The 24,146-nt window shown below is 56.4% G+C and carries 18 protein-coding genes and 1 tRNA gene; 9 read left to right on the top strand and 10 right to left on the bottom strand.

The genetic code is table 11. The annotated features are described in order from the left end of the window. Window positions 1-31 precede the first annotated feature (31 nt). The 3 genes from FHS27_RS00805 to FHS27_RS00795 all read right to left on the bottom strand — a co-directional run bounded on the left by FHS27_RS00805 (window position 32) and on the right by FHS27_RS00795 (window position 2,373). Window positions 32-1,291, bottom strand: a complete 1,260-nt coding sequence (locus tag FHS27_RS00805; RefSeq protein ID WP_184300424.1) for a DUF1559 domain-containing protein — start codon at window positions 1,289-1,291, stop codon at window positions 32-34. A 136-nt stretch (window positions 1,292-1,427) separates the two neighbouring features. Beyond that, window positions 1,428-1,631, bottom strand: a complete 204-nt coding sequence (locus FHS27_RS00800) for a hypothetical protein (RefSeq protein ID WP_184300421.1) — start codon at window positions 1,629-1,631, stop codon at window positions 1,428-1,430. Between the two features lie 659 nt (window positions 1,632-2,290). Next, window positions 2,291-2,373: transfer RNA gene (locus FHS27_RS00795), tRNA-Ser, on the bottom strand. Between the two features lie 346 nt (window positions 2,374-2,719). On the opposite strand from FHS27_RS00795, the gene FHS27_RS00790 reads away from it, so the two are divergent. Then, window positions 2,720-4,195, top strand: a complete 1,476-nt coding sequence (locus tag FHS27_RS00790) for a S1C family serine protease (protein WP_184300418.1) — start codon at window positions 2,720-2,722, stop codon at window positions 4,193-4,195. A 112-nt stretch (window positions 4,196-4,307) separates the two neighbouring features. Here the strand turns inward: FHS27_RS00790 and FHS27_RS00785 are convergent, their stop codons facing one another. From FHS27_RS00785 to FHS27_RS00770, 4 genes are all read right to left on the bottom strand, one after another. Next, window positions 4,308-5,210 carry a hypothetical protein gene (locus tag FHS27_RS00785; protein ID WP_184300415.1) on the bottom strand — a complete coding sequence of 301 codons (903 nt, stop codon included), beginning with the start codon at window positions 5,208-5,210 and terminating at the stop codon, window positions 4,308-4,310. Window positions 5,211-5,388: 178 nt separating this feature from the next. After that, window positions 5,389-6,516: a hypothetical protein gene (locus FHS27_RS00780; protein WP_246418958.1), complete on the bottom strand. Its 1,128-nt coding sequence runs from the start codon at window positions 6,514-6,516 to the stop codon at window positions 5,389-5,391. Window positions 6,517-6,520: 4 nt separating this feature from the next. Then, the gene (locus FHS27_RS00775; protein ID WP_246418957.1) at window positions 6,521-9,697 is read right to left on the bottom strand and encodes a hypothetical protein; all 3,177 of its coding nucleotides are present in this window, start codon (window positions 9,695-9,697) and stop codon (window positions 6,521-6,523) included. Beyond that, complete coding sequence (locus FHS27_RS00770) at window positions 9,694-10,122, bottom strand: fluoride efflux transporter FluC (protein ID WP_246419004.1); 429 nt, start codon at window positions 10,120-10,122, stop codon at window positions 9,694-9,696. The genes FHS27_RS00775 and FHS27_RS00770 overlap by 4 nt, the downstream gene beginning before the upstream one ends. A gap of 195 nt (window positions 10,123-10,317) precedes the next feature. On the opposite strand from FHS27_RS00770, the gene ilvB reads away from it, so the two are divergent. The 3 genes from ilvB (at window position 10,318) to FHS27_RS00755 (ending at window position 14,046) form a co-directional block, all read left to right on the top strand. Further along, window positions 10,318-12,099, top strand: a complete 1,782-nt coding sequence (ilvB, locus tag FHS27_RS00765) for a biosynthetic-type acetolactate synthase large subunit (RefSeq protein ID WP_184300406.1) — start codon at window positions 10,318-10,320, stop codon at window positions 12,097-12,099. Window positions 12,100-12,183: 84 nt separating this feature from the next. Beyond that, window positions 12,184-13,125 (top strand): acetyl-CoA carboxylase, carboxyltransferase subunit beta, encoded by a 942-nt coding sequence (gene accD / locus FHS27_RS00760; RefSeq protein WP_184300402.1) that lies wholly within the window; start codon window positions 12,184-12,186, stop codon window positions 13,123-13,125. Between the two features lie 6 nt (window positions 13,126-13,131). Next, entirely contained in the window at window positions 13,132-14,046 is a 915-nt protein-coding gene (locus FHS27_RS00755) for a serine/threonine protein kinase (protein WP_184300399.1), read from the top strand. Between the two features lie 270 nt (window positions 14,047-14,316). Here the strand turns inward: FHS27_RS00755 and FHS27_RS00750 are convergent, their stop codons facing one another. After that, window positions 14,317-14,526 (bottom strand): hypothetical protein, encoded by a 210-nt coding sequence (locus FHS27_RS00750; RefSeq protein ID WP_184300396.1) that lies wholly within the window; start codon window positions 14,524-14,526, stop codon window positions 14,317-14,319. Here FHS27_RS00750 and FHS27_RS00745 point away from each other — a divergent pair. Together FHS27_RS00745 and FHS27_RS00740 are read left to right on the top strand one after the other, a co-directional pair. Beyond that, entirely contained in the window at window positions 14,509-19,143 is a 4,635-nt protein-coding gene (locus tag FHS27_RS00745) for an Ig-like domain-containing protein (RefSeq protein ID WP_184300392.1), read from the top strand. The genes FHS27_RS00750 and FHS27_RS00745 overlap by 18 nt on opposite strands. A 490-nt stretch (window positions 19,144-19,633) precedes the next feature. Continuing rightward, window positions 19,634-20,050 carry a BLUF domain-containing protein gene (locus tag FHS27_RS00740; RefSeq protein ID WP_184300389.1) on the top strand — a complete coding sequence of 139 codons (417 nt, stop codon included), beginning with the start codon at window positions 19,634-19,636 and terminating at the stop codon, window positions 20,048-20,050. Here FHS27_RS00740 and floA read toward each other — a convergent pair. Together floA and FHS27_RS00730 are read right to left on the bottom strand one after the other, a co-directional pair. After that, the gene (gene floA, locus FHS27_RS00735; protein WP_184300382.1) at window positions 20,013-21,014 is read right to left on the bottom strand and encodes a flotillin-like protein FloA; all 1,002 of its coding nucleotides are present in this window, start codon (window positions 21,012-21,014) and stop codon (window positions 20,013-20,015) included. The genes FHS27_RS00740 and floA overlap by 38 nt on opposite strands. Before the next feature lie 269 nt (window positions 21,015-21,283). After that, window positions 21,284-21,799 (bottom strand): DinB family protein, encoded by a 516-nt coding sequence (locus FHS27_RS00730; protein WP_184300381.1) that lies wholly within the window; start codon window positions 21,797-21,799, stop codon window positions 21,284-21,286. Window positions 21,800-21,943: 144 nt separating this feature from the next. Between FHS27_RS00730 and FHS27_RS00725 the strand changes: the two genes are divergently transcribed. The 3 genes from FHS27_RS00725 to fliQ all read left to right on the top strand — a co-directional run bounded on the left by FHS27_RS00725 (window position 21,944) and on the right by fliQ (window position 24,146). Further along, window positions 21,944-22,753, top strand: coding sequence for an inositol monophosphatase family protein (locus FHS27_RS00725; protein WP_184300378.1), 810 nt, complete (start codon window positions 21,944-21,946; stop codon window positions 22,751-22,753). Between the two features lie 197 nt (window positions 22,754-22,950). Continuing rightward, window positions 22,951-23,820: a flagellar type III secretion system pore protein FliP gene (fliP, locus tag FHS27_RS00720; protein ID WP_184301147.1), complete on the top strand. Its 870-nt coding sequence runs from the start codon at window positions 22,951-22,953 to the stop codon at window positions 23,818-23,820. A gap of 59 nt (window positions 23,821-23,879) precedes the next feature. Then, window positions 23,880-24,146 carry a flagellar biosynthesis protein FliQ gene (gene fliQ / locus FHS27_RS00715; protein ID WP_009096555.1) on the top strand — a complete coding sequence of 89 codons (267 nt, stop codon included), beginning with the start codon at window positions 23,880-23,882 and terminating at the stop codon, window positions 24,144-24,146.

Genomic DNA, 24,146 nt, shown 5'->3' with positions numbered 1-24,146 from the left:
CCCAAACGATGTTTGGTGAAACCTCAGCGGCTTACAGTTCTGCTTCGATCGTTTCCTTAGAAGCACGAGTTCCGAGTGCTCCCCAGAGCCCGAATGGGCTAGCCGATCCCGGTGCGACGTAGGGACCACCCCGACGTACTTCGGCACTGTTTTGATTGCCCGCTTCAATCGAATCGGTGATGAACTTCACAGCACCGTCGCACATCAAGACATGCACACCACCTTGGTGACGACTGCTCGGTGGTGCGGTGGATTCTCCCGTGGCGAGCCATTGAGGCTGGGATGGTTGCGAATTGCAAACTTCGCGATTTGGTGGAAGGATCGTAAGCATGCCCGTAAAAATAGGCGTGAAGTGAGCCCAACGGTATCCACGTCGCTCTTCAACCGTTGACGTCAAACTGGCAACATTCGAACCCGTCGTGGCCCAGAATTGCGGGCGTTCTGGGTCCTTAACCGTTTGACAGGCGGCAAGATTGTTAGCCTTTGAATGGCTCCATGAATCCGACACGTTCGGATTTTTAGCAGCTTCCGTACGAGCATCTTTGTCGCCGAGATCAGTCGCGATTTCGCCCATGCAGATCGTGTTCGAGAGACCATCGAGGATGTCACGGAAACGTGATTCACGACGTGGCTGAAACGCGCCTCGGTTGGACTCGCGTGCCATTTCATACATTTGGGAATCGGTAGCTCCGTTGTGCCAATAGACTCCCATGTTACTGCGTGTCGTCGAGTCTCCAAGACAGACGGCGTAATTGGTACGCCCTTGTGCAGGCAGCCCAACACCAGGATCGCTGGGGCAACGGAACGAAGGGATGTTTGCCAACCATGGGTCGTAACGATCGTTCGAGTGACTCGCAAGGTTTCGGCCAGGGTTAGGTCCCATTGGTGAAAACAATGAGCCTGGGTTTTGCGGCGATGCCAGTGGATTCGAAATCTGTTCCCACAACGCCTGCTGTTCGATAAATGGAGTCATCCCAACCAAGGCACTCAGTTCCATCCGGTTGTGTCCGGGAGGTCCCCAAGATGCACCAGCCCAAGTTGTGCTCTGGCCTTCGTTCAGGGTCGTGCCAGTCGTCCCGGTACCCTGTTTGGGCATCTGGCTGTAAGCACTGTGGTAGTTGTGAACGGCCAAGCCGATCTGCTTGAAATTATTGCTGCAACTCATCCGCCGCGCGGCTTCACGTGCGGCTTGAACAGCAGGCAAAAGCAGCCCCACCAACACACCAATGATGGCAATCACCACCAACAACTCCACCAGCGTAAACGCACGCCTGCGTTGAATCGATAACATCTCAATCTCCGAAAATACAAACAACAAAAAACGAATAATCAAATGCAACGGTTACCACGATGTAATCCGTCGCCATCGCTGCAAACAAACCTTGCCAAGCCGAGACACGTGAAAAAGTGATCGCTGGCGGCAAGAACTATTTCCCTTCTACTTCACCCTTCGCTGGCCCCGTCCCCAACCCGGCAGAGTCTTCTTCTGTCACGTTCAGTTCAGGGTTATCCGCGATGAACTGCGTCAACTCGTCAGTCGTCGTGGAAATAGTGGGCTCGGTTGAGCTTTCACAGCCCAAAAAAACAGGCGTCAGCATCAGAGCAATCACCAACCATCGGGTAGCTAGCATGGGGGTTCCCTTTTAAAGAAATGAAGGATCAAAACGCAGGGCTGAATACCGAATCAATTGCAAACGCATTCCCACGAGAATTTTGAGAGGCTCGCGTAATGGTCGAAATCAGCCAATTGCGTCCCTACAATTGCATTATCACCAACATTGCTATTGTATTACAATAGACAAAACCTCTTTTCGGATCGTTTTTCACAAAAAACTGACGACTGCCTTCGGCGACGAGCCCCCTCCCTCCGAACCGCCCACCGCCCCGAGCCCACCACGAACATCCCCTGAGGCAAACCAATCGCCTCAATTCCATTCAATATCGAACTTGCTTTGCCCTACAAACTCGAACGCATCTTCAAAAGCGTTTCGCCACCGAGCTTTAGAAGATTAAGATTCGTTCTGAGACTACTAAACGAATACAAGTCGGACAGTTGGGAGAGTTCCTGAATTGATCTAAAACACACTTGAAGCGGTAGCCTTGGTTCCCGCCTCGGTCCCACCAGTCTTCCTTTTGGGGTTCGAGAGAATCCTGCCTGTCAGACAGCCTGACTGCCCGCGGAAACCGAGACGTTTTAGCGAGCGCATCGGAGGCTTAGTGTCCCGCTTCAGCGATTCCATGAAAAAAGCCCCGTCGGAATTTGTTCGACGGGGCTTTTTTTCGTTCAGAGCGGAGGACACGAGACTCGAACTCGCAGCCCCTTACGGGGTACCTCAGTTCCAGTGAGGCCGCTCACCAATTCGCTTATCCTCCCGGTTCGACCTGGTAGGCACAGAAACCTCACCTGATCTGGTCCGCTGGAACGGTGAAGTTCCCAGCGAACACGAACTATTTTGCTCTACCTCGCCGTTTTTGGCAACCGCCCGCGGACTCAGAACGCGAGCGATCTGAGACGACATCCGCCATTACCGGCAGAGCAAGACGCATGAAAACCGCTTTAACCGTCAATAAATCAAATCTAGCCCCCCTAAAAAACAACTTTTTCGTTGCGCTGCGTTTGCGTTTCGCTACAATCGGGTGGCCGGACCGGGGAGGTCCGATTTCATACCGCGACAATAAATCGCACTGGTGTGATGGGCTCGAAACTCAATCATTTAGGATGGCACCCATGCGGGATGACACTCCGCCAAATCCTCGCGATCTCACGCTCGACACGGCTATCGAGCCGCGTGAGTTGGTCTCCTTTCGCCTGAAAGTACCGGTCCCCGAGACCGGGCCGTTGATCTCGTGCGAGGGGATTTTGGACCAGGTTACGCCTCCCCCTATCGCGGCTTCGTCGCCCCCAGCGGCTTCTGAGCCTGATTCGCAACCCAACTTGGACGCCTCGACCGAATCGCTAGAAGTCGAAATCGATGCGTCCCCTGCCGACTCGCCAAACGTGCAGGAAGAAGAGAAGGGGACACCCGTAGCGGCCAAAGTCAGTCCCAACCCGATCATCCAGAGCATGACGTTGATCGCGTCGATGATCGTCATGCTGCTAATCGCACGTTTCAGCGTCCCACGTATCGTCGAAGAGATTCGTTATTCGTGGCACCGAGGTGAACTCCGTGCCGAATACGAAACCGGCGGCGAAGGCCTGAAGAACGTATCACTCGATTCACTCAGCCGCGCGTACGAGATGGTGACATCGCGGATCGGCCCCTCCGTCGTTCACATCGAAGTGCAACGCAAACCGGCTCCCAATGAAGAACAAATGCATCGTCTTCTAGGCGGTGAAATGTTCGGGATGTCCGATCAAGGCAGTGGTGTGGTCGTCGACGCAGACGGATACATCCTGACCAACCGGCACGTCATTGCTGACGGTGAATCGATTTCGATCACACTCGGTGATGGTCGGCGACTGCCCGCAGAAGTTGTCGGCACCGATTCGCTGACTGACCTCGCCGTTCTTAAGATCGAAGCGGATCGTCTCATGCCGATTAAATGGGGCGACAGCGACTCGCTCCGAGTCGGATCGCCCGTATGGGCAGTCGGCAGCCCGTTCGGACTCGATCGCACGGTCACGTTCGGTATCCTCAGCGGCAAACACCGCTGGGTCCGCGCCGGGGAACAACACGGGGCCAGTGGTCGTTATCAGGATTTCATGCAGAGCGACGTCGCAGTTAATCCCGGCAACAGCGGCGGCCCATTGGTTGACGCCAAAGGCTCGCTGGTGGGAATCAACACAGCAATCGTTGGCGACACCTATCAAGGCGTCAGCTTTTCCATCCCGAGCAACCTGTCGCGTCAAGTTTACGAGTCGATTCGAACGACCGGACGAGTGCAACGCGGTTATCTCGGCGTGAGCTTGCAGGAAGTTCCCGATGACTTGTTGGCGAGCGAGAACACTCGCGTTCGCGGCGCATTGGTGACCGGCATTGCAGGCGATGCATCACCTGCGGGAGTCGCAGGGGTTGTCGCAGGAGATGTTGTGCGGCGAGCCGACGGGGTCGACATTCTCGACGTCGGTCACTTGATGCGGATCGTCGGCAAAGCGGGTGCCGGGGCATCGATTGTTTTGGACGTCCGCCGCGACGAGGAAGATTTGCAGGTCACCGTCGTCTTAGGCAGTCGCCCCTTCGAACTCGATCGCTAGTCAACGAACGCGAGTAGGCCGGATCGTCAGTCCGGAACCTGTATTCAGTTCGAATCCATCACGACTGCTTGTCGCGAGATCTCTCGACGCTTGGCGAATAGCCGGTGCCGCGTTATCGACGCGGGGCTTGCCACTGAACCGGACGATCTGCCGATGAGAACGCGGGTTGATTTGCGGCGGGGGCGGATTCAGCAATCCCGCCACCTGACATCGGCTGCGACGTGCTCTGCATGTTGTACTGCTGCACCGGTGGACTAGTCGGCTGCGGAACAAAACCGCCGCCATAGTTCGCGTTCGGGTTCAACTGCGTCGCCGGATATTGGCCGGGTAAATTCGAGGGCGGTTGATATCCCTGCGTGCTCGGTTGGTTGGTGAATTGCCCGGGTTGATTGTTGTACCCAATGCCTCCGGTGTATCCCGGTGGTGGCGGTGCATTGGTCAAATCGTTTACCGGCATCCCACCACTACGCAAACCATTGTTGGAACCGGAAAGATCCATCAGCGGGTTGATTGGGATGTTTTGGTTGGAACTGGTTTCCATCCATCCCGAACCGACTGGGCCAGCGGATTGAGTTGCCGCACCACCAGCCAACGCGATTTGGTTTCCGCCCTGGTCGTTGTAGCTCATCGGCTGCAAAGTCGATGGTGCATAGCTGGCCGGGGTGGTGTTGAAAGACGATCCAGCCACCGCGTTCGGATTTCCATAGGAACCGGTGGCAGGGGGTGGGACGCGTGCCGAAGCACCAAACGGGCCGAGTGCTGGCATCGTTGGTCCCGCGATGGGGGCTTGGCCCGGCAATTGAGTGATCGGAGCGACGGCGGATCCGCCGGTACCGCCCGCTTGCTGGCACCCCGTCGAAACGAGTACCGACGCAGCGCCCACGACGGCAACACCACGGCAAGCGGCGACCATCCGAATCCTCAACAATCGCGCCGCATCAACACGCAAGAGCGAGTCGATCGATCGGCGTGTTTTGAGGGACGCGTCGGAGTGAGTGGTTGTTTTTAACTTCATCGGGATGCTTCCGATCGTTCAGTCGAGTGGGCTCGAGCGGCACGAAACTTCTTCGCATTCGCATGGAAACATCGGCTTTAACAAATCTCGCCATTTTGTTGAAAGACCGTTTCACGCAACATAATGGCTTAACAGAGGGCGAGATCGCTCGATGCATCGCCTCGGACACGCCACACGCTTACTGAGATTGAACGGACGGCAATTTGGGCGATTTCCAATGATCTGATTTCACCGCGATGTCCTCGACCTCCTGGCCGCCGGCGGATTGCCGCAACAGAAGATAAATGCCTCCGGCCATCGACCATCCAAACATCACCGCCACGACCGACGGCAGACACGCCAGACACTGCAACAGCGGTCGGTTCGGCGGGCCAAACGTGCTCGCCAGACTTCCGCCGACCAGGCAAATCCCAACCCAACCGGCAATCACGACCGAGGCAATCGCGACGGCAACCACGATCAGCAACACTAACTGCGGCAGTCGGCGGAGCGTGTACTCATAGCCTCGACTGAGCGAATCGAGAGGGTCCGGATCCGACTCGATCATCAACGCCGCCAGTCCGAGAGGTGTCGCAAATTTCCCGCCGAGCACCAAGACAGCCGCGATCAACGTCGACGGCAATACGATCGGGAGTGTCACCCAGGCCGCCCAATTCACCTCAGCTTGCGGGCCGGCAACCCAATCTGCCAACCAAGTCAGTCCAAACGAAACGAGCCAAAAAAGTGAGGCGACCAGCGACGGCAGGATCACGATCAACGCACCACCGCCAATCCGGCCAAAAACGTCACGAAACGTCACCACGTAAGAAGGCATGTCGCGTCCGGCCGTTAACATCGCCCCGACTCGCAGGAACGCCATCGAGGTCGGTAACCACACGACGATTGTCCAAAGGACGACCTTCCAATCAAACCATTGCGATTCGCGATCCGCACCGATATTGATCACCGACTCCACCAACGGGACGATGGCATCACTCGGCGACGCGGACGTCCACACGGGGATCGCAATGATCGATCGCACGGGGATCGGTTCCGAAAAGATCCCTCGATCCGAGACGAGCCAATTCAGCCCGAACGCCCAAACCGCAAAAACAAGAAATGCGTGAGTGATCCAGACCGGACCACCCGCCACCCGGCAAACGCGAACCAATCGAAGCCATGGGAATACATCCACCCAATTTCGGATGTGGTCGAACAGGCGTTTCTCCGGCCCCTGCATGACGTCATCGTCGGGGCGCAACGAGAGTTTGGGGGACTCGGGATGCATTTCAGATCGATCGTCGGTGGTTTCGGCTTCGCTATTCATCATTCTAGTATTGGCGACTCGGCGTCGATTGCCGAGAGGGATGCCAATCACGCGAGTCAGGCATCACGTCCCATTCCGGATCGGCGCCACGGCCGACTCGACTGGCCCGAACCCGGCAAACCGGGGCAGGCAGGCTCGAACGGGCGATAGCGACTTCCGCCACCATCCGACGTGATGAATCCGATCCTGCCGTCGCCCGACCGTCCTCCGTAACGTGAGGCTGAACCGCGGCATACCAAACCGGTGCGATCGCTCGAACGCCGTTCACGCTGGCTCGACGCGACCCGTCAGGCAACAAATCGAACTGCAGCGACGTCAAATAGTCACCGTCGCAATCAAGCGAGAGACGCACATGGCCCGGTTCGGTCGAATAGATCGCAAAATAAAGATAGTCATCATCCGCGGAACATTTCGCGGTGATCCGCTCGTCGTGCCACACGTCAGCGTCGATCCAGCAGGAATCGTCATCAAACGCGTCGAGCAGCGGACGATCTCGAGTTTTCGGCGGGAGATAACGGGGCACACGGCGAGACGTGTCTTTCGCGGACGCCGTAAACGAATCATCGTCAGGCAAAGAGGCAAGCGGAGCGGACGCCTTCGACGGGCCGGACGCAGTCGCCGCCAGTGGACTTAGCGATGGATTCAACACCGGACGGAGCTTGGAACCCGTTCGCTTTGCGACCGTTGGGGTGATCCCCCGTGCTCCCATCACGATCGGGTGGTAATCCCAGTTGATTCTCGCCATGACGGGCTCAGACGCGTCAACCTGAGCCGATGAATCTCCCGTGCCGACGAAGGACGAAATCGGTGTCGCAAACGCATGAGCACCACGAGTGGACTGCCAAACGGTCCGCTTGGTTTCAGGCACAAGAATCCGCGGTGCGGGTGCGTTCGCGACCTCCACTCCAGATAAAAACGATGCCGGCGCGACCTGAAACGGCGACAAAGGCTGGGCTGATTTTGTGCCAGCCTCGTGGTTCTCCGGCGCATTGCGTGGCACCTCCTGCGTCAACGCGTTGGCTCCATCGGAAAATTCCCTTCGCAACGCACTCTGGATACGTCCCATTGGATTACTTGCCTTCATTTCGATGCTCGACGACAGTGCCGCTTGCATGACATCGGCCCACCGCCGCACGGACGCGGGCTGGCCATGTTGAGCCAATAGCCCCAGCAAAATTTCATTCGCCGAAGTGACGTCGCCACTTCTTCTGGCGGATTCGGAAAGACCTTCCCAAAGCAAACGCGTGCGATCGTCGGGCGCCGTGACGGCGAGCAATTGTTCCAGTTGATGCTTCAAACGAAGCGACTCAGCGTGCGAATGACGTCCACCACCAACACCGCGGAGCTCTTCCCGCAAACGAGAGGTCTGGTTCATTCGAGCGGTCGTGATTTGCAACCGACGGTGTGACGCTGTTTGCGTTTCACCTTCGTCACGATTTTGGCCGTGCGATAGTTCGATACCGGCCGCCAAAGAAACATCCCTGCGAACGCTCCCGGACGAGTCCGCCAAGGTCGCCACTTCAATTCCCGTTGGCGACCTATGTCCCGGTGCGGCGAGCATGAGTGCGTCAACGGCGAGGTCATTTGCGAGCACGCCCGCTCCTGTTAACAACGCGTTGCCCTGGAGAACGGATGCGTGATTCCAGGCTCTTTGCCATCGCGGATCCGCATCGACGACCGGCTTTGCCGATCCGACCGGCCGAGTCAGCACGATTCTTCGCGGTCCCGACCATTCTTGCGTTTCACTCGTATCAATGCTGAACGCACGCGTTTGAATTTGCTCGATCGCCGCCTGCCATGCCCGACGAGCCGACGGTGCCAAGCTTTCATCAAGCACGACAACCGAAGGCTGATGCTCTCGCAACCATTGACTCCGCAATCCAACATCTTGGTCAGCCGATGCCGGCTCCACTGTCGACGCTATCTTGCCCGATGGGTGCCATTGATTGCACGAGTGGACATTGGAGATTCCCAACATCGCGGCGGCGGCACGACATCGATCGAGTTTCTTACGCAAAGCCGCTTTCGAACTTGGAGCGTCCGCATGCTGCAAGGATTCATCGTCTAGAAATATTGTGGTTCGTCGATTCTCTTGCAACGTTTCTCGCCCCACCAACGCCCAAGGCACCGTCGATGACGATGACGCAATAAACAGAATGGCCGTCCGGCGATCTTCACCACGTACCGCCTGCCAGTGCCCTCCGCCGGGCGAACCGCGAAAGATTCGCCCGTGCGAGGTAACCGCGATTTGAAATCCTGTGGGTGTCTCGCAAATGTCTTCAACCGAGACCTTCCCCGAGGCCGTTTCGATCGTCAGGGCGTCTTCGTTTCCACGAGAGGAATAGGAGTCGGCAGACGTTGGCAGCATGTCTTCGACCCAACTTTCGCCTCCGTCGTAACTTCCAAACCGATTCACACCGCTGGCTTCGGAAGGATCGCCGATGGCCTCGCACGCACCACGACGACCGATGCGAACCTGCCTCAACCGAGGCAATTCATGGGCATCGGCCAAATGCCAGTTTTCACCCGCGTCATGGCTGATCAAGCACACGCCGCGACTGACACCGGTTACCGGTTCGTAACCGCCGCCGACCACAATCACGTCACGTGGTGAAAGCCACAGCACATCTGAGAATTCACAAAACGGGATCGGCAGCAGTTCCTGACGACTGCGGCGACCACCGAGCGTGCCGCCCCGCGACGCACCACCGCCGAAGAGATTGCCCAACCGACCGTTCGATCCGTCGTTCGGGTCTAGTTCCTGAGAGGTTGCGATCGAGACGTTGTTGACCGGCCACCACGATTTTCCTTCGTCTTCGCTGCGAAGAATCGTTCCGGCGTCGCCAACCGCGACCCCAATCGTTGTGGGGGCAGCCTGTGGCTGGAGATACGAAACGGACTGAACGGGCGGAGGGGCGTTTGAATCCAAAGGAGAAAACGCGACCGCTCGCAGACAACTACTTACTCGAATTTGGGCCGGTGACACGTAGGCGGGCTGTAGGGAGAGACTCGCCAAATCGAGTTGTTCAACTTCACCGGCAACCGACCGCCCTCCCACTGCCGCGAAAACGCCGAAAACACAGACGATCGCAACGACCCGCTGGCAGGCTTTTTTGAATAAACGGTTCTGCAAAGCGGCACAAAATCGAGAGAGGAGGCAACCCAATTTGTCCATCCTCATGAGAGTACTCCTCGTACGGACGCCGCCGCGATCAGGAACAGGGCCCAACCGCCGATCAAATTGACGCTCATTAATGTCAGGCTCATCGTCGTCCGGCCTTCCGAACCGAGTACCGCCGCGTCACCGACCAAGGTGCTAAACGTCGTCAAACTGCCTAAAACGCCGACCCGAATGGCTAGCATCATGCGAGGACTCAAGGGCGAATCCCCCACCGACGCGAGAGTTTCGCCCCATTGATAGAGCATGCCCAGGAGTAAACAGCCGCACAAATTCGCAATAGTGGTTGCAAAGCTCGCACCACCGCCCACTAGGTGACTTACGCCTGCGATAAACTTCGATAGCGGGGTCTGCGTGCACAACAAGGTGAGGCCGTATCGGCACAAAGCGCCCAAACCTCCACCAATTGCGACCGCAAATAGGTTCATCGACCAACCGATCATGGACACTTCCCTGTTTTCACCATTGTCAGTTTGCTGCGTGGAATTTACTTTGAGGGGTCAAGAATCGGAAGTTTTCTCGCCTCGGGGCAAGGTCCATCCGGCCCCATCCTTGTCAAACTGGCTAGAATTCTCGCCACGCTCCCCACAGACCCTCTACTTTTGAACCGAAAGAACCCGCTGATGAGTACCGCTTCGAGCACGTCTACCGCCGCCGAGCAGCACGTGATGAACGGAGCCGATGTCCTGGTCAAATCTCTCGTCGACCATGGTGTCGAAGTACTTTTTGCTTACCCCGGCGGGTGCAGCATGCCAATGCACCAGGCGTTGACGCGATACGGCGATTCCATCCGCACAATTCTGCCTCGCCATGAGCAGGGCGGTGCGTTCGCGGCTCAAGGCTACGCACGCAGCACGGGCAAAATCGGTGTCGTGATGGCTACCAGTGGCCCCGGGGCGACGAACCTCGTGACCGCGATTGCGGACGCGAAACTCGACAGCATTCCAATGCTCTGCATCACCGGCCAAGTTCCCACCGGAGCAATCGGCAGCGATGCGTTTCAAGAAACGCCGATGGTCGAAATCTGTCGCGGCATCACCAAACACCACTATCTCGTCACCGATATCGCGGATCTGCCGCGGATCATGAAAGAGGCGTTCCACGTTGCCATGAGCGGTCGCCCGGGGCCCGTTCTCGTCGACATGCCCAAAGACGTGCAGTTGAGCGATTTGGCGATCGACATGGATCCGCCAATGGAATTGCCCGGTTACGACGCGTCGACTCCCTCGGTTCCTCCCGAAACCATTCGTCAAATTGCCGCCGCGATCCGGATGGCCCGTCGACCGGTGATCTACTCCGGTGGCGGTATCGTTCTGGGCGAGGCCAGCGAAGAACTGCGAACCCTGATCGCCAAAACCGGCATCCCAACGGTTACCACGATCATGGGCCTCGGTTCGGTCGAACCCGAGAACCCACATTCGCTCGATTGGTTGGGCATGCACGGTGCCGCGTACGCCAACTACGCCGTTCGCGACTGCGATTTGCTGATTTCGCTGGGCGTTCGTTTCGATGATCGCGTCACCGGCAAGGTGGAGGCGTTCGCCAAAGACGCCAAGATTATCCATGTCGATATCGACGCGTCGGAACTCAACAAGAACAAACAGGCTCACATCCCTGTTCGCGGCGACGTCAAACAGGTTTTGACCGAACTGAACCGGATCGTGCAAAAACCAGACATCAGCGACTGGCAAAAACACTGCACCGAGCTGAAAGCGAAATATCCCCTGAAATACGACACCGAATTCGACGGTATTCTGCAGCAGCACGCGATCAGCACCCTGAGCGACCTGACCGCCGACCGAGAAACCTACATCACCGTGGGCGTGGGCCAGCACCAAATGTGGGCGGCTCAGTTCTACAAATTCCGTCAACCAAGGACTTGGATGAGCAGCAGCGGTCTGGGCACGATGGGATTTGGCCTGCCGGCTGCAATGGGCGTCCAAGCGGCCCATCCGGGTGCTCTCGTGGTCGATATCGACGGCGACGGCAGCTTCCAAATGAACATCCAGGAACTCGCGACGTGCTTCTGCGAAGAATTACCCGTGAAGGTCCTGTTGCTCAATAACCAACACCTCGGCATGGTGGTCCAATGGGAAGATCGGTTCATGGAACGAAACCGAGCCCACACCTATCTCGGACCGATTCATCACGACGAAGCCAAGGGCAAGAGCTCGGCAGATCGATTCGAATACGCGACCGATCGCTACCCGAACTTCGTCGCAATCGCCAAGGGCTATGGCTGTGGCGCCGCGACCGTCAAACGGAAAGCGGACCTGGAAGGTGCCCTTAAAGAGATGATCGATTCCAAGGGACCGTTCCTGCTCGACGTGGAAGTTCCATATCAAGAACACGTATTACCAATGATCCCCGGCGGTGCTACCGTCGACGATATGATTTTGGATTGATACGTAGTTTGTGACTAATCTGTCTCGCGACCGCGCCCGTCGCGGTCAACGCTGACCTCTTCGAATACCTCGAGTTGACAACCTGTGGACACAACGATTCCCGCTGATTCGGCTGGCGCCACACCATCCCCAGAATCGCCTTCGCCCGAAACCGAAGGTGGCAAAGGCAACGGTACGGCCAACCAGGCTGCATCAACAGATTCCTCCGCCGCTGCGAAAAACACTCGCCGCAAAGGGGTTCCTGAAGGTTTGTGGTTGAAATGCGACGGATGCGGCGCGTCGCTGTATCGAAAAGAAGTCCAGCAACAGCTCAACGTCTGTCCGAAGTGCAACCACCACTTCTACGTCGGCGCGTGGGAAAGAATCGCTCAGGTCCTCGATGAAGGCACCTTTGAGCCGATGAACGAGCAGTTGCGGCCCACCGATCCGCTCGAGTTCAAAGACCGCCGGCCCTATGCGGAACGGCTCATTGGCGAGCAAAAACGGACCGGTCTCACCGACGCCGTCCTGACGGGGACCGGAATGATCCGTGCCCGTCGCGTCGCCTTCGCCGTCACCGACAGCGCTTTCATCATGGGCAGCATGGGCAGTGTCGTCGGCGAGCGATTGACACGTCTGATCGAACGGGCAACCGAACAAAACCTCGCCTTGATCATCATCTCCGCCAGTGGCGGTGGAGCCCGGATGCATGAAGGAATTTTGTCATTGATGCAGATGGCCAAAGTCTCCGCGGCACTCGCCCGCTATCATGAGGCCGGCGGTTTGTTCATCAGCGTTCTGACAAACCCAACAATGGGTGGCGTCGCGGCCAGTTTTGCGTCACTGGGCGACCTTGTTTTTGCTGAACCGAAGGCGTTGATCGGCTTTGCAGGACCGCGAACGATTAAAGCGACCATCGGAATCGAACTCCCCGAAGGCTTCCAGACCAGCGAATTTTTGCTTGAGCATGGATACATTGATCGCATCGTGCATCGCCGGTCGTTGAAGACCGAGATCGCCAGCGTGATCGACTATTGCGGGAAATAAACCAGCGTGAGCTTTCTCGATTCTCTTCGTGGAATGTTCTCCGGGGGCGGCCCGACGTTAAAGAAAATTGACGTCGATGCCCGTTTCGCCCGCTCTCGTACCGCGGCAACGGGAACGATGAGCAACTTCTTCGTCGCCTACGACCTCGAACGCAAAGAAGATGTCGGCGTCAAAATCCTTGACCCCGAAAAGTTCGAGCTCTTCGAAGCCCGGTTCAAAGGGCTCAATAAGCCGATGGAAGGTGAAATCGCCCTCCAAATGCAGCATGACCTGATCGTCAAAACCTACGAACACGGTGTGACGAGCAAGGGCGAGCGGATCATTGTGATGGAATACATCCGCGGCCCCAGCATGCAGGACATCATCGTCCGCAAACGCCTCGAACTCATCGACGGCATGCAATTAGTGCTGATGCGAGAAATGGCCGAAGCTCTCGCGTATGTTCACCGCTCCGGATTCATCCACCGTGACGTATGCCCGCGCAACTTCATCTGCACCCTACCAACGGAAAACCAGAAGGTTGTCTCTGGGGTCAAACTGATCGACTTTGGATTGACGGTTCCCGCAACACCGCCGTTCATGGCACCGGGCAACCGCACCGGTACTCCTTTGTACATGTCCCCTGAGATCGTCCGCCGGCGCAACACCGACAGCCGCGTCGATGTGTTTTCATTGGGCATCACGTTTTACTGTTTGTTAACGTTCAGCCATCCCTGGCAGGGTGAAGTCGTCACCGGACGGGCCGCGCTGCAGCACGACACCTCAAAACCGACCGATTTGCTGGAACGATGCGATCGAGTTGACCCTCGTTTGGCGCGGGTGATCATGAAGATGATCGAACCGAGCGTCGACAATCGACTGAAATCGATCGAGGAATTTCTTAATCTAACGCGAAAAGTCGAAAACGCCTTCGTTTCGTAACGCGATCATCTCAACGGGTGCTGCCTCACGAGGCCACCGTGCTCACCACGTCCATTCGGACGCCCGAACCTGCAGGAATGCCCCCATATCGGGCAGCGCATGGCCGGTGATAAGCCGCGATTTCTTCGGTTATTCGAATAGATTCCTTGAGCTTTTCTGGAACTTTGCGGCGGAATATTCCGTCTAACCGGCACTGCTGCCATCTTTCTGGTCGTAGCCTCCCGTGAAACGTTGATAACGCTGGGGCTCTAGGTAAGATAGCGGTGCTATTCAGATTTTCGCACCAGCGATAAGATTTTGGATTACGCTATCCGCACCAACCGTAGGCACGGCGAGCGGAGCGTCTTTTCCCCACCCCTGACAGAACGCTTCGTCGGCGACGAACACGCTGCCACCCTGGTACGAGTCTCCGAAAATCCCCTCATCGACCAAGCCCATCACACCGAATTGCCGAGAAAACAGATGAAGAATCTGCGTCACCTCCTTCGCCGCGTGAATCCGACGAAGTCACGCCAAACCAGCGAAGTCCGGTCGCGTGGCCCGCTTTCTAAGAAGCGTCGATTGCTCAGCGAAACACTCGAACAGCGGCAGCTTCTCGCGGCTGATCTCGGTATCGAAACGGCAGAGACACCGAGCTACACGGACGTTGACGACTATTCCATCGCCCACAACTACTGGAATAAGTTCGACGTTAACAATGACGGTTTTGTGACGGCACTCGATGCCCTCCGCGTCATCAACTACATGAACGAATCGCCTGAAGGCGAACCCACCGGTGCAGGCGTGGAGTACGCCGGTTTCGTTGACGTCAACGCTGACCACTTGGTGTCGGCGCTCGACGCACTGCAAGTGATCAACCAACTCAACGGTGGTGAGGGTGCAGAAGATTTCGATGTCCGGTTTGAACTGACCCCACGAAATCTCGATGACAGCCTGATCACTCAAACCGACACCTACACCACCGACAACGGTGCGACGGGTAACGAGTACACCGTCGATGTCGGTGATATCTTCAAATTGGAAGTTGCCGTCCAAGACGCTCGCGGTCGTGGTGCCGCCTTTGGTGTCTTCCAAGCGGTGACGGACATCATCATCGACCAGTCCAACGTGCTCGTACCAGCGGTCGGTGAAATCCAAGGATTCAATTTCGATCGTTCGATTGTCTCGCAGGGCTCAACTCCCAACAGCACGATCGAGTTCTACTTTGCGGACAACCCATCTGAAGTCGTATCGGGTACGCTCAGTGAGTTCTTGGGTGCAAGCGACGACGACACCGCCGATTACATTCGCGATGCGATCATCGAACTGAGCAACGATCCCGGCGAACTGAACATCACCGCCGATCAAATGGACGTCACGTTCAGCACAACGTCGACCACCAGTCCTTACTTCGCACGAATCGACTACAGCGGACTCGAACTTGCCAACGTCGACGTCCCGCGACTCGAAACACGCTTGATCATCAACGGTGTCGAACAAACCGTCACCACGATCGAAGAAAACGTGATGGTCAACGGCGTCTTCAACCCCAACACGCTGGTCTCCCGCTACGAAACCTTCATGCGGAACGCTGGCCAAAACGTGCCTGTTGACACCAGCAATAACGATGGCCTTGGCCCACTGATCTACGGTCAAGATCGCAACATCGGCTCGTTCGACTTGAACGTCAACGGCAACGACATTTTTGACGAAGTGGGAACACTCGGCCCCGTCGGCAACCTCACTCAACTCATTGACGGTTTCTCGTCTGACATCGCTTACGATGCCTTCAGTATCCCTGTCCGGGCTGTTAGCGCAGCAACCGACGTGGGCGTCAAACTCGATCAAGTCGAACCGCGTGAAGGATTTGAAGGCGTACTCATCTACGGTACGGACAACGGGAAAGAAGGCGTTGCCCCCGAACGAGTTCGCTTGGACGAACGATCGGAATTCCAACTCAACGTCATCGGCGCTCAAACCGGCATCACCGCTTCCAACGCCACGCTGCCAGTTCAAGAAGATGACGCGGACGGTGAAACCGTTCAATTGACAGTGAATGCCTCGTCTGGTGAAACACCGACGTACGCCGTCACCGCATCAACGACCAACCTCGGCGTTGCCTCCATCAGCAGTACCGGCGTCTTCACCTACACGCCCAATGCAAACGCATTCGGTACAGACCTCGTTACCTTTACCGCCACGACGACAACTGACGGCACAGCAACGGCAACCGTCACCGTTAACATCGCTCCTGTTAATGATGCCCCAATCGCAAATGATGATTCGGGCTTCTCGGTAGACGTCGGTAGCAACATCTTGATTTCTGTTCTCGCCAATGATGACGCCGGCGGAAACAACAGTGAGCCACTCAGCGAACTGACAATCACTGCGGGCAGCACCGCGCCGACGAAGGGATCGATCGAAATTGTCAACGATCAAATTCGCTACACACCAACTCTCGGCGTGACCTCGGGCAACGACACCTTCACCTACAACATCAGTGACGGTGAATTCTCTTCTACCGCAACGGTCACCGTCAGCGTCGTTAACAATCAAGTCGGCGTATCGGCTGGCGACAAGTCGTTAACGATTAACGAAGACAACAGCAGTGTCGGGGGAGCGACGACCAGCGAGGTACTCCTGGCCGACCTCGGAGGCGGTGACGCCGGGCTAATCACCGTCAACACTGGCACCGGATTTACACTTAATAGTGCGACCGTGACCTCGGGTTCAGGAACTGCCCGCGTTGATGGCAATCAAATTCTCTTCACTCCGGCTCAGAATTTCTTCGGTACAGCTGAGATCACCTACAACGCCAGTAACTCAGAGGGCGGCGATGACGGTGTGATCACCGTAACAATCACTTCAGTTAATGACGCTCCTGTCGCACCTGACTTGGATTTCAGCATCAACGAAGGTGCCACGATGACGTTCAACGTCCTCTCGCCAGGCTCGCAAACCGCTCCTTCAGATGTTGAAACCGCAACCGGCAACCTGATCGTTAACGTACCGAACCAAACGATTGCGTTGGGCAACGTTTCGGTTGTCAATAATCAAATTGTGGTCGAGTCAACGGGAACGTTTGCCGACGGCGGATTCAGCTTCACGTACAACGTGACTGATGCCGATGGGGCCGTTTCCAACAGTGGCGTCATCAACATCAACGTCAACGATGTTCTCAGCCCACCGATCGCCAACGACGTGCCGCTCTCCGCAGCAACGACCGTTGATGAAGACGGGGCGAACATCACGATCGACCTGAAGAGCAACTTCGTCGTTTTGGAAGGCGTTGACCAGACCAACGCAACATTCAGCATCGACAGTCAAGCCAGCAACCTCGGCACCGCCACGATTTCGGCGGCCGGCGTGTTGACCCTCGATCCAGTTCTCAACGCAAACGGCGACGGAACGATCGTCTACCGTGTCACCGGTGGCAGTGGATTCGATACCGGCACGATCAACGTTCGCGTCACCCCGGTCAACGACGCTCCAACCTTGAATGCGATCGCTGATCAAACCGTTCAAGAAAACTCGTTCGTGGATATCAATGTCCTCGCGGCAGCCAACGACGTCGACGGCGACACACTGACGGTTGAAATCGTGACCAACGGCTCCACCGGCACCGCCACGGTCAATGGCGGAGTAGTTCGCTACACACCGAACGTGGATCAACTCGCAACCGACTCGATCCAAGTCCGTGTAAGTGACCCGAGTTCAGCAACATCGACCACACGAACAATCAATATCAGCGTCAACGATGTGGTCCTCGCTCCCGTGGCGAGTGGTGACACACTCAACGCCATTGAAGACGGCGACAATGTCACGCTGGATTTGGCTCCACTGGTCAACGCACAAGCAGGCAATGTGACGTTCACGATCACGCAGCCTGCCGAGGGTTCAGCATCGCTTGCTAACGGAATCTTGACCTACGACCCGAACGCTGATTTCTTCGGACAAACGTCGCTGACCTACACCGCGACGAACGCCTTGGGCAGCGATACGGCAACGATCACCATCAACGTCAGTGCAACCAATGACGCACCGATCGCAGTGAATGATTCCGTTGACGTGATCAAGAACATCGCGAAAGAAATCGCAGTTCTCAGCAATGACACGCCTAATCCAGGCGGCGAAAGTGACACGATCACCGTGACAGTTGAATCAGGTGACGGCCCATCCAATGGTTCCGTGACGATCAGCAACAACGTCATCACCTACACGCCGAACACCGACTACTCCGGCCCGGATTCGTTCACCTACACCGTCGATGACGGCAACGGGGGAACCGACACCGCGACGGTTTCGATCACGGTCAAGAATTTCATTCCATCGGAAATCACGGGTCAGTTGTACCTGGATTCGATCACAAACATTGGCGATGTGATCTCAACGGGTGCAGCTCCGCAACGCAGTGGAGCCTACGAAGCCGGTGAGACAACACTCGCGGGCGTACGTGTCCGATTGAATCCAGTCGGCGGTGCCGGTGGGTCCGGATTCACCGCGGTGACTGACACCAGCGGTCGATACATGTTCGACAACGTCGCTCCAGGCAACTACGAAATCGTCTACACTCTGCCACCAGGCATGCAAGTGAGCGGCCCAGGAGCCAATGGCGTTATCCCAGTGTTCGTGCCTGAGAGCGGTGGACTCGTTGGCGATACGGCTGTCCAAGGTGACTTCACCATCGAAAGCTTGGGAACGTACATCAACACCGGACGCAACGTCGTTTCCACACGACCGGGCACCGAGAACCTGCCGGACTCGATCACCCCAGGTGAAATGTCCACGTTCTTCTTCACCGAGACATCCGAAAACGTTCTCATCCAAAACACCGTTCTGGTGGGACGTGACTTCGGTGACGCCAAGTACGTCGAATTGCTGGTCAATGAAGGCCGTGACGAAGCATTGTTGGTCGTCGTGGACGAAGACCTGAACGTCGAATCCGCCGTCGTTCGCAAAGAACGTTTCGCCCTCGCCGACAACGGATCGGACGTGACGGTTGAGGTCTTCGGTGGTTTGAACGATTTTGTCTTCGAAGATGTTGATGACATCACGGACATCACCACGGACTACCCTGCCTATCAAGCCGCGATCGACGAATTGCTCAGCAACCTGTAATCGCGACCGCTAACCTGACTCTCTCGATTGTTCGCAATCACTCGCAAAATCGCCGTTTGAGATTCGTCTCAGACGGCGATTTTCGTTTGGCATCGCCCCAGCGTGAATGAACCCGAACGATTCCCACGCGATTCCGAATATCGGAATTATTCCGGTCCGAGCAAGCTTCGCTTCAGTACCGGACCAAAAACGGCAGCGTCGCCTTCCGATGAGCGACGCCCCCCGTCAGGAAAACCTATTCTTGAAATTGAACGCGTCGCCCACCGTGACGCCACCACCCTGGATATCTCACTGTCCAGACTTGAGTTTTGGATGCTACCGGGCACCATCCCCTTTGCCGCGTTCAAACGATTCGGGCCGAACCGAGCAAATCCAAACGAGGAAAGGGAACGAATCTCGCCACGGATGTAACGAGTCGGATGTAACGCGAAGGCGGTATCGCCCCTTCGTGACCACAGCTGAAAGACTTCAACAGCAGACAGGTTGAGACATGTACCAAAGAATCCTCTATACGAGCCGGGCGACCAACCAAATCAGCCTTCGCAACGTGTATGACATCATCCATACCGCCCATAGCCACAACAACACGTTGGGCATCACGGGAGCGTTGCTCTTCATGGATGGTTACTTCATCCAGATGCTCGAAGGATTACCGATCGCTGTGCAAACGCGGTTTGCACGAATCCAACGAGACAGGCGGCACTACGACATCAATGTTCGGATCGACGAACAAACCACTTCGCTCGCGTTCCCGTTGGAATTCATGGCACTCCGCGCGGGTGCGGAAATCGACCCCGATGTGCTTCGCGAGCACCGGTATGAACCAGGCCTCCCCGCAGATCGTTACGACGGCGAACAAATCAAATCGTTCATGATGAGCTGTTTCGCTGAGCCCGTCTTGGCGTAGTTCGCCCGATGTTTCCTTTGCGAAGAGCCTCCGCAAGACTAGCCGGGACTTCCGCCTGAGCCGACACAAACGCGGCCCGATTTTCAGTCACCAAAGCCTTCATTTGCTGCTCTAAAGCGGCCGCCTCAGCTCGCCGCCCTTCGGCCTGGGCACGGGCGATTCTCATGTCCGCGTCCGCTTGATCGATTTGCAATCGGGCCCCGATGTTTTCACCGACATCGATGTCGTAAATATCAATCGACACGATCGCGAACGCCGTGTTGGCGTCCAACCCTCCCGAAATCGCCCCCTTGGAAATCTTGGACGGCATCTCCAGCACGTCCATGTGCGATTCGGCTGATCCGATGGCCGTGATGATCCCTTGCCCCACCCGCGCGATGATGGTTTCTTCGGTGGCACCACCGATCAATTGGTCCAGGTTGGTACGCACGGTCACGCGTGCACCGACGCGTAACTCGACACCGTTTCTCGCGACCGCACTCAGCGTCGCCTGCCCATTCTTTCCGGAGGGACAGTGAATAACTTTCGGCGAAACGCTCGTTTGCACCGCCAGCAGAACATCGCGTCCCGCCAAATCGATCGCTGCAGCACGATCAAAATCGAGATCGATTCCCGCTCGGTGAGCGGCAATTTGTGCCTGAACGACATTCATCACATCGCCACCGGCGAGAAAGTGCGCCTGCAACCGCTTCGTACTCATCCCGGTCTGACGATCGATCGATAGACCGGCCTGAGCCGCCATCACCTTCGCCGTGACAATCAACCGATGGTCGATACGAAGAAAGCTCATCATGATCAAGCTTTTCATGCTCACGTCGGCGCCCGACATGAATGCTTGAAACCAATACGATCCCCACTTCGCCAATACCGCGATCAACACGACAACTAGGACGCCGCCGAGGAAGACTCCCCCAAGTGTCAGTTGATAGGCCGTCGGTAACTCAAGAGCCAAGAAACATTGCACCACGGTTGCCTCCTAAAAGACAATGGCAGATCACCTCCCGACTCGCCGAGAGAACAATCGCTCTCAACGCAGCCAATCAAATCCGTGAACACATCGTCTTAGTCAACGAGACTTCGCCGTTCACACACATTCTCAGATGAGTGCTTCGTCACAGCTGAATTCTAGGGCAACGGACCTCGTCAAAAGTTGTGGCGGGCCCCAATCATTACAAAATGTCGTAACGAAATCTGCAACTGCCTGAACCCTAATCTCTTAACTGCGACGCAGCATTAAGCCGCACCGATACCCATTGCTCGACGCCAAGCACTGAACTGACCCATGTGCAACATGGCGTGACCGCCGAGATAAAACGCATGAGCCGACCCTATCGTAGCAAACTTGGCCTTCAAGCGTTCGTTCGTATTTGCAGCGGCAAACGCCTGATCCTCACATGACATCAACACATCAATCGCGACTTGATGAGCGGCGAAAAACTTATCGGTGATCTCGTCCATCGCCGGATACAGTTTGCCCTCGGGGTCATCCAAACAGGTCGCCGATGGGGCAAAAAGTGCCTCGAATTTACTTGAAGGCATAATCGACGACGCATCGGCTCCCAGTTCTGAAACAACACGACTCGGGTACAGACTCAGGTGGCCCAAAATAAACGCAGGATGATTGGACTCGATCAGTTTTCCGTCCACCTCTGCAAAACGCGCAAATTGTGACGCACTGACGTCCTTGAGCAAACGCTCGGCATACCCGACACTCATTCGCGCCGAATCGGCGATCATTGATCCGATCATTCTTGTTCTCTTTACGTCATCAAATGGGAACGGTTGGTTAGGGCGGAAAGTGAAACACAAAACGCCGCTCGCTTCAATCACCGCTGAATCGGAGGAATTCCTCGCAATATCACCCTTTCGTTTCCGCAGGCTACGGTCATTCTAATGGCAAATGTGCAACAGATTCTCGAAACCGCCATCGCCGCATCCCGCGCAGGAGGCCAGATCCTGCGTCGCTATTTCGACGAGGGAGTCACGATGCGAAACAAAGCCGGCGACGGAGGAAAATCTTATGACCTCGTCAGTGACGCCGATGAAGAAAGCGAACAAACCATCGCCGCCCTCATCCGAGACGCCTACCCAACGCACGAACTGCTCGGCGAAGAATCGCTGCAAGGAGGCAACGTTGATTCTGAACACCTGTGGATCATTGATCCACTCGACGGCACCAACAATTTCGCCCACCGAATCGAGCATTTCGCCGTGTCGATCGGCTACTACGAGAACGGCCGAGCAAAGGCGGGTGCGATCTACAATCCGGTCCACGACGACCTCTTCACCGCGGTCCGCGGCGAAGGAGCGTTTCGTAACGGACAGCGAGTTCACGTCAGCGACACGGATGCTCTCGGCCAAGCCATGATCGGCTGCGGTTTTTACTACGACCGGGGTGCGATGATGAAAGCAACATTGTCGGCGATCGAAGAGTGCTTTTCACATCATATACACGGCATTCGCAGGTTCGGGACCGCTTCGTTGGATCTCTGCATGGTCGGATGCGGCAAATTGGAAGGGTTCTTCGAGTACAACTTGTCTCCGTGGGATTTTGCGGCGGGTTCGTTGTTCGTCACCGAAGCGGGCGGCCAGATCACCGACGCCCGGGGGAGCGAATTGCCGATCGGAAGCTCGAGCATCGTCGCCACCAACACGCGATTGCACGAAACATTGACCGAAATCACCCGACGGCATCATCCCTGAACCGCGGGGATCCCAAAAAACGCGTTAAACACGAGGTAGAAAACATCTTTCGGTAAAAGATGAATTTTCCCTAAAGTCCGAGAGGTAAACCCGACCTAAACGTCCCTCTCGACGGTAACCGCTTCGTGCTCACCCTTGCCCACTTCGATCACGTTCGCTGCCTGCCGGTACGCGCGCCATCCTGGCGACTCATCGGCATGTGCTTTGCGCTACTGGTGATGTCGATGGCGACCACGACCGTTCAGGGGCAAGAAGCGGAAACCGATTCGACGGGTGAAGTTTCCGCTGACGCTCGGCAACCGATTCGTGTCGGTGCGGGCGATCGACTCGAACCACTTGAGACTCCCAAATCGGACCGAGAACCGCTCGACTTTCTCAACGGCGGCCCTGACAACTGGACCAGCCCCGAGGGCATGTCCGGCAGCCTGCAGATCATGCTGCTGCTCACGGTCCTCTCGCTCGCCCCAGCGATCCTGCTGATGACGACCTGCTATGTGCGGATCATCATCGTGCTCGGACTCCTCCGGCAAGCAATCGGACTGCAATCGCTGCCACCGAGCCAAGTGATGACGAGCGTCGCGTTGTTCATGACCCTGTTCGTGATGACTCCCGTTTGGACGCGCGTTTACGACGATGCGATCGAACCGTACACCAATCCCGAAGTCGAGATGTCCCTCGAAGAAGCCTATGAGGCAGGGTCGATTCCGGTTCGCGAATTCATGTCACGGCAAATCGATGTCGCGGGCAACCACGACGACGTGCACCTGTTCTACAGCTACATGGATGCCGACGCCCCCTTGCCGAGCACGTTCTCTGAAGTACCGATGCGTGTGCTCCTCCCCGCGTTCATCCTCAGTGAACTAAAGACCGCGTTCTTGATGGGATTCCAAATCTATCTGCCATTCCTGATCGTCGATTTGGTTGTCGCCAGTGTCACGATTTCGATGGGCATGCTGATGTTACCGCCTGCCGTTATTTCGCTACCGTTCAAATTGCTGTTATTCGTCCTCGTCGACGGATGGCGGCTCGTTGTCGAGATGCTGATGAATAGTTTCGGAACGATCTAGCAGGCTCATGTTGCCGCAAAGCGTTTCTCCCCCATCTTTCTTTTGCCTTAATCATTCAGATGCTCGAACCATCCTCCGCTGTCGATCTCATCCGCGAAGCGCTGATTGTTGCGGTGATCCTGGCGACGCCCATGCTGTTGGTCGGCATGGCTGCGGGGCTTGCGATCGGTTTAATTCAAGCACTCACACAGATCCAAGACCAGACGGTGTCCTTCGTCCCCAAAATTCTCGCCATGGCGGCGGTGTTGATCGCTTGCATGCCTTGGCTGATGACACGGATGTTGGAATTCACTCGTTCAGTTTTTGAAAACGCGGGCGGCCTGTGA

The organism is Aporhodopirellula rubra (genome assembly GCF_014192335.1).
Classification (GTDB): domain Bacteria; phylum Planctomycetota; class Planctomycetia; order Pirellulales; family Pirellulaceae; genus Rhodopirellula; species Rhodopirellula rubra.
Note: the sequence above shows the minus strand (reverse complement) of the source record. Positions and strands in the feature narration are given on the sequence as shown.

What these genes read in the sequence shown, in the direction of transcription:
- FHS27_RS00805 (WP_184300424.1), bottom strand. Translation starts at nt 1,291, where the DNA reads ATGTTATCGATTCAACGCAGGCGTGCGTTTACGCTGGTGGAGTTGTTG.
- FHS27_RS00800 (WP_184300421.1), bottom strand. Translation starts at nt 1,631, where the DNA reads ATGCTAGCTACCCGATGGTTGGTGATTGCTCTGATGCTGACGCCTGTT.
- FHS27_RS00790 (WP_184300418.1), top strand. Translation starts at nt 2,720, where the DNA reads ATGGCACCCATGCGGGATGACACTCCGCCAAATCCTCGCGATCTCACG.
- FHS27_RS00785 (WP_184300415.1), bottom strand. Translation starts at nt 5,210, where the DNA reads ATGAAGTTAAAAACAACCACTCACTCCGACGCGTCCCTCAAAACACGC.
- FHS27_RS00780 (WP_246418958.1), bottom strand. Translation starts at nt 6,516, where the DNA reads ATGAATAGCGAAGCCGAAACCACCGACGATCGATCTGAAATGCATCCC.
- FHS27_RS00775 (WP_246418957.1), bottom strand. Translation starts at nt 9,697, where the DNA reads ATGAGGATGGACAAATTGGGTTGCCTCCTCTCTCGATTTTGTGCCGCT.
- FHS27_RS00770 (WP_246419004.1), bottom strand. Translation starts at nt 10,122, where the DNA reads ATGAACCTATTTGCGGTCGCAATTGGTGGAGGTTTGGGCGCTTTGTGC.
- ilvB (WP_184300406.1), top strand. Translation starts at nt 10,318, where the DNA reads ATGAGTACCGCTTCGAGCACGTCTACCGCCGCCGAGCAGCACGTGATG.
- FHS27_RS00745 (WP_184300392.1), top strand. Translation starts at nt 14,509, where the DNA reads ATGAAGAATCTGCGTCACCTCCTTCGCCGCGTGAATCCGACGAAGTCA.
- FHS27_RS00740 (WP_184300389.1), top strand. Translation starts at nt 19,634, where the DNA reads ATGTACCAAAGAATCCTCTATACGAGCCGGGCGACCAACCAAATCAGC.
- FHS27_RS00730 (WP_184300381.1), bottom strand. Translation starts at nt 21,799, where the DNA reads ATGATCGGATCAATGATCGCCGATTCGGCGCGAATGAGTGTCGGGTAT.
- FHS27_RS00725 (WP_184300378.1), top strand. Translation starts at nt 21,944, where the DNA reads ATGGCAAATGTGCAACAGATTCTCGAAACCGCCATCGCCGCATCCCGC.
- fliP (WP_184301147.1), top strand. Translation starts at nt 22,951, where the DNA reads ATGTGCTTTGCGCTACTGGTGATGTCGATGGCGACCACGACCGTTCAG.
- fliQ (WP_009096555.1), top strand. Translation starts at nt 23,880, where the DNA reads ATGCTCGAACCATCCTCCGCTGTCGATCTCATCCGCGAAGCGCTGATT.